At 71.2% G+C, this 5,296-nt stretch carries 4 protein-coding genes and 1 pseudogene; 4 read left to right on the forward strand and 1 reads right to left on the reverse strand.

Annotated elements, in window-relative coordinates; all coding sequences use genetic code 11:
* Positions 1-3 precede the first annotated feature (3 nt).
* Positions 4-366 (reverse strand): MerR family transcriptional regulator, encoded by a 363-nt coding sequence (locus tag C1I93_RS27960; RefSeq protein ID WP_111246259.1) that lies wholly within the window; start codon positions 364-366, stop codon positions 4-6.
* A gap of 71 nt (positions 367-437) precedes the next feature.
* Between C1I93_RS27960 and C1I93_RS33145 the strand changes: the two are divergent.
* The 4 genes and pseudogenes from C1I93_RS33145 to C1I93_RS27975 form a co-directional block, all read left to right on the forward strand.
* A pseudogene (locus C1I93_RS33145) lies at positions 438-1,292 on the forward strand (NAD(P)-dependent oxidoreductase); the annotation flags it as partial.
* A gap of 108 nt (positions 1,293-1,400) precedes the next feature.
* Positions 1,401-1,802, forward strand: coding sequence for a PPOX class F420-dependent oxidoreductase (locus C1I93_RS32110; RefSeq protein WP_223256777.1), 402 nt, complete (start codon positions 1,401-1,403; stop codon positions 1,800-1,802).
* Positions 1,803-1,856: 54 nt separating this feature from the next.
* Positions 1,857-3,515, forward strand: a complete 1,659-nt coding sequence (locus C1I93_RS27970; protein ID WP_111246260.1) for an NAD(P)/FAD-dependent oxidoreductase — start codon at positions 1,857-1,859, stop codon at positions 3,513-3,515.
* A complete protein-coding gene (locus C1I93_RS27975; RefSeq protein ID WP_223256773.1) occupies positions 3,512-4,966 on the forward strand; it encodes an ATP-binding protein in 1,455 nt (484 codons plus the stop codon). Before C1I93_RS27970 ends, C1I93_RS27975 begins: the two co-directional genes overlap by 4 nt.
* Positions 4,967-5,296: the final 330 nt, after the last annotated feature.

Below are 5,296 nucleotides of genomic sequence, written 5' to 3' on the forward strand. Positions count from 1 at the left end.
GGATTAGGTGGGGAGGGGGTGTTCGGTGGCGGTTAGGTAGGTGTGGAGGGTTTGGCGGGAGTGGGTGAGGGCGGTAATGCGGTCGTCCAGGCCGCGTAGGCGGGCGCGCAGGGTGTCCAGCAACTCGGGGCAGGGCTCCAGGTCCGGGCCCTCGCCGGTGGCGCAGGGCAGCAGGTAGGCGATGTCCTCAGTGGACAGGCCGGCGGCGAGCAGGCGGCGGATCTGGATCACCGTCAGCACGGCGTGCTCGGCGTACTCGCGGTAGCCATTGGTGCCGCGCGCCGGTTCGAGCAGGCCCTGGCTCTCGTAGTAGCGCAGTTGGTGCGGGTTGACGCCGGTCCGCCGGCTGAGTTCCCCGATCAGCACATCGTCCCCTTGACCTTCATATCGATGTGAAGGTTGACGATATCGGTCAGGACCACCAGGAGAGGGAACAGATGACTGACGAACGTACCCCGGTGTCGGTGATCGGGCTGGGCCTGATGGGCCGGGCACTGGCGGGAGCGCTGCTCGCCGAGGGGCATCCGACCACGGTGTGGAACCGGACCGCGGAGAAGGCTACGGATCTCGTCGCCCAGGGCGCGCGACCCGCCGACTCGGTCGACGCCGCGCTGGCGTCGAGCCCGCTCGTGATCGTCTGTGTGACGGACTACGACGCGGTGCGGGCGCTGCTCACCCCGGTCGGGGCGGCGCTGGACGGGCGGGTCGTGGTGAACCTGACCTCGGGCGACTCGGCGGTGGCGCGGGGGACCGCCGAGTGGGTGTCCGGTCGCGGCGGCAGCTACCTGGACGGCGCGATCCTGGCCGGGCCGGCGGAGATCGGCGGAGACAAGGCCGCCCTGCTCTACGCCGGGCCACGTCCGGTCTTCGACAGGTACGCCTCGACGCTGGGCAGCCTCGGTCCGGCCATTCACGTCGGCGACGACCACGGCCTGTCGTCCCTGTACGACGTGGCCGTGCTGGGCCTGATGTGGGGCATCCTGAACGGTTTCGTGCAGGGCGCCGCCCTGCTCGGTGCGGCGGGGGTGCCGGCTACGGCGTTCGCCCCTCTGGCCAGCCGGGGCATCGGGACGGTGACCGGCTGGTTGGCGGGCTACGCCACGCAGATCGACGACGGCACCTACCCCGCCGACGACTCCACGATCGATGTCCACCTAGCCGCGATGGCGCACGTCATAGCGGAGGGGGAGACGCTCGGCGTCAACGTCGAGTCGACCGCGCTGGCCCGTACGCTCGCCGAACGGGCGGTGGCCGACGGGCATGGCGGCAGCAGCTACGCGGCGATGATCACCCAGTTCCGCAAGCCCACCGCCGAGGGCGAGCCCACCAGCGAAGGCAGGCCCACCGCCGACCCGGCGCCGGACGCGGCGGCCGAGACGGCGGCGTACGACCCACGGGCGCTGCTGGAGCGGAGTCGGCTCGGGATCCTGGCCACGATCAAGTCGGATGGCCGTCCGCAGCTCTCGCCGGTGCAGCCCTACTACGACCGGGCGGCCGGGGTAATTTTCGTGTCGATGACCGAGGGGCGGGCCAAAACCGCGAACCTGCGCCGGGATCCGCGCGCCACCCTGGAGGTGACAAGTCCTGACGGGTGGGCCTGGGCCACCGCCGAGGGCACCGCCACCCTGACCGGTCCCGGCACCGATCCGCACGGCCCCGAGGTGGAGGCGCTCGTCGACTACTACCGCAGAGCCGCCGGGGAGCACCCGGACTGGGCTGAGTACCGGGCGGTGATGGTCGCCGACCGCCGGGTACTCATGACCATGACCGTCGACCACGTGTACGGCGAGCGGGTCGGCTGACCAGGAAGGTGCCGAGGTAAGTCGACGGTAACTCCGGCGTGGTTTCATGGGCGAATGGCGAACCCCGTGATCCTCTCCGTCGACGACGACCCGGCGGTCTCCCGGGCGGTCGCCCGGGATCTCCGGCGCCGCTACGGCGACCGCTACCGGGTGGTTCGGGCCAGCTCCGGGCCGGAGGCCCTGGAGGCGCTGCGGGAGGTCAAACTGCGCGGCGAGCAGGCGGCGCTGCTGCTGGCCGACTACCGGATGCCGGAAATGACAGGCATCGAGTTCCTGGAAGCCGCGATGGATCTCTTCCCCGCCGCGCGGCGGGTGCTGCTGACCGCGTACGCGGACACCGGCGCGGCGATCGACGCGATCAACCTGGTCGACCTCGACCATTACCTGCTCAAGCCCTGGCATCCGCCGGAGGAGAAGCTCTACCCGGTGGTCGACGCGCTGCTGGAGGCGTGGTCGGCCACCCCGGACGCCGGCGCGACGGAGATCAGGGTGGTCGGTCACCGCTGGTCCGCCGAGTCCTTCGCGGTGCGTGACTTCCTCGCCCGCAACCTGGTGCCGTACCGGTGGCTGCTGGTCGACGACCCGGAGGCCGGCCGGCTGCTCGCGGCGGCCGGGGTGACCGCGAACGACGTACCGCTGGTGGTCACCGCCGACGGCAAGGCCCTGGTGGCACCCACGGAGGCGGAGCTGGCCGCGTTGGTCGGCCTGACCGTCGCACCGGCTGCCGACTTCTACGACCTGGTGGTCGTCGGCGGCGGGCCGGCCGGGCTGGGGGCCGCCGTGTACGGGGCCTCGGAGGGACTGCGGACCGTTCTGGTGGAGCGGCTGGCCACCGGCGGGCAGGCCGGCCAGAGCAGCCGGATCGAGAACTACCTCGGTTTCCCCGACGGGGTGTCCGGTGCACAGCTCACCGACCGGGCCCGCCGGCAGGCGCTCAAATTCGGCGCGGAGCTGCTCAGCACCCGGGAGGTCGTCGGCCTGGAGGAGGCCGGCTCGGCGCGGCTGCTGCGGTTCAGTGACGGTCAGACCCTCGCGGCGCACGCCGTGGTGCTGGCGACCGGGGTGTCATACCGGATGCTCGACGCGCCCGGCCTGGCCGACTTCGCCGGCCGGGGGGTGTTCTACGGCTCGGCCGCCAGCGAGGCACCGAGCTGCGTCGGCGCGGAGGTCTACATCGTGGGTGGGGCCAACTCGGCCGGGCAGGCGGCGATGTATTTCTGTCGCTACGCCCAACGGGTGCACCTGCTGATCCGGGGCGCGGACCTCACCGCCTCGATGTCCCGGTACCTCATCGACCAGCTCGACCGCGTCGACCAGGTGACCGTGCACCCGTACACCGAGGTGACGGCCGGGGCGGGCGACGAGCACCTGCAACGGTTGACGCTGCGCGACACCCGCACCGGCGAGCAGCGCGAGGTGGACGCCTCCTGGCTCTTCGTGTTCATCGGCGCAGAGCCGCGTACCGGATGGTTGGACGGCACCCTGGTCCGCGACGATCGTGGCTTCGTGGTCACCGGGCCGGACCTGGTCGCCAGCGGGCGTCGGCCACCGGGCTGGTCGCTGCCCCGCGACCCGTACCACCTCGAATCAAGCGTGCCGGGGGTGTTCGCGGCCGGTGACGTGCGGGCGGAGTCGGTGAAGCGGGTCGCCTCGGCGGTGGGTGAGGGTGCGATGGCCGTCTCGCTGGTGCACCGCTACCTGGAGGCACAGTGAACGCCGAAATCCCACCGGCAGCCGATGAGCTGCGGCGGTTGGCCCCGGACGAGGTCCGCACGCTGTTCCTGTTCGAGTCGCTCGACGACGAGCAGGTGGCCTGGCTGGCCGAGCAGGGCCGGGTGGAGCGGCGAGCGGCCGGTGAGCTGGTCTATGCCGAAGGCGAACCGGCGGAGTGCTTCTTCATCCTGCTCGACGGCATGGTCCGACTCTGCCGGACGGTGCACGGCGATCAGGTGGAGATCAACCGGACCGACCAGCGCGGCGTGTACGGCGGGGCCACCCAGGCGTACATCGGCGACGAACAGGTCTACCGCCACAGCATGTGGGCGCTGACCGACGCCGAGTTCTTCGTGCTGCCGGCGGAGCAGTTCGCGTACGCGGTGCGTACCTGGTTCCCGATGGCGATGCACCTGCTGGAGGGGTTGTACATCGGCATGCGGGACACCCAGACCCGGGTCGGCGAGCGGGAGCGGCTGCTGGCCCTGGGCTCGCTGTCGGCAGGGCTGACCCACGAGCTGAACAATCCGGCGAGCGCGGCGGTACGCGCCGCCGCCGGCCTGCGGGAGCGGATCGCCGCGATGCGGCACAAGCTGGCCAGCATCGCCGACGGCCGGATCGACTCCCGGCGGCTGTACGCCCTGGTGGGCCTCCAGGAGGAGGCGGTCGATCGGGTGGGCAAGGCACCGAAGTTGACGGCCATGCAGACCAGCGACGCCGAGGACGAGCTGACCGACTGGCTGGACGACCGGGGCCTCACCGCCGGCTGGGAACTGGCGTCGATCCTGGTCGCCGGTGGGCTGGACGTCGACTGGCTGGAGCGGGTCCAGGCGGCGGTGGGCACGGACGACCTGGAACCGGCGGTGCGTTGGTTGACCTACACGGTGGAGACCGAGCTGCTGTTGGCGGAGATCGGTGACGCCGCCATCCGGATCTCCACCCTGGTCGGCGCGGCCAAGCAGTACTCCCAACTCGATCGGGCGCCCTATCAGGTGGTGGACGTGCACGAGCTGCTCGACGCCACGCTGACCATGCTCAGGGGGAAGTTCTCCGCCGGGGTCCTGGTGGTCAGGGAGTACGACCGGAGCCTGCCGACGATCCCGGCGTACGCCGCCGAGCTGAACCAGGTGTGGAGCAACCTGATCGACAACGCGATCGGTGCGATGGGCAGCGCCGGCACCCTGACCATCCGCACCGGCCGCCTCGACGAGCAGTTGTTCGTCGAGATCGCCGACACCGGCCCGGGCATCCCGGCGGAGATCCGCCCCCGCATCTTCGAGCCGTTCTTCACCACCAAGCCGGTCGGCGAGGGCACCGGCCTGGGCCTGGACATCTCCTATCGCATCGTGGTCAACAAGCACCACGGCGACATCCAGGTGACCACCGCCCCGGGCGACACCGTCTTCCGGGTCCTGCTGCCGATCGCCCCCGAGCCACCGCCAGCCAGCTGACCGCCACCCCGCCCCTGGCGCTCATCGTCCAAGATCCGGTCGGCTCGGTCCTTGATCCACACAGTTTCAGGGAAGGTGCTGCCTCAGCCGCAGGCCGACACAGCAACTTCCCCGAAGTTGTGTGACCTGCGGCGGCGCACCAAGATCCAGAAGGGTTGCCGCCCCACGCCGGGCGGAGCCTGGCGTGGGGCGGCGTGGGGCGAGTGGTGCCGGTGGTGCGGGTGGTGCGCGTAGTGCGAGTGGTGCGCGTAGTGCAGTGGTGCCGGTGGTGCGCGTAGTGCGAGTGGTGCGGGTGGTGCCCGTGGTGCAGTGGTGCGGGTGGTGCCCGTG

The organism is Micromonospora endophytica (genome assembly GCF_003236305.1).
Lineage (GTDB): Bacteria > Actinomycetota > Actinomycetes > Mycobacteriales > Micromonosporaceae > Micromonospora > Micromonospora endophytica.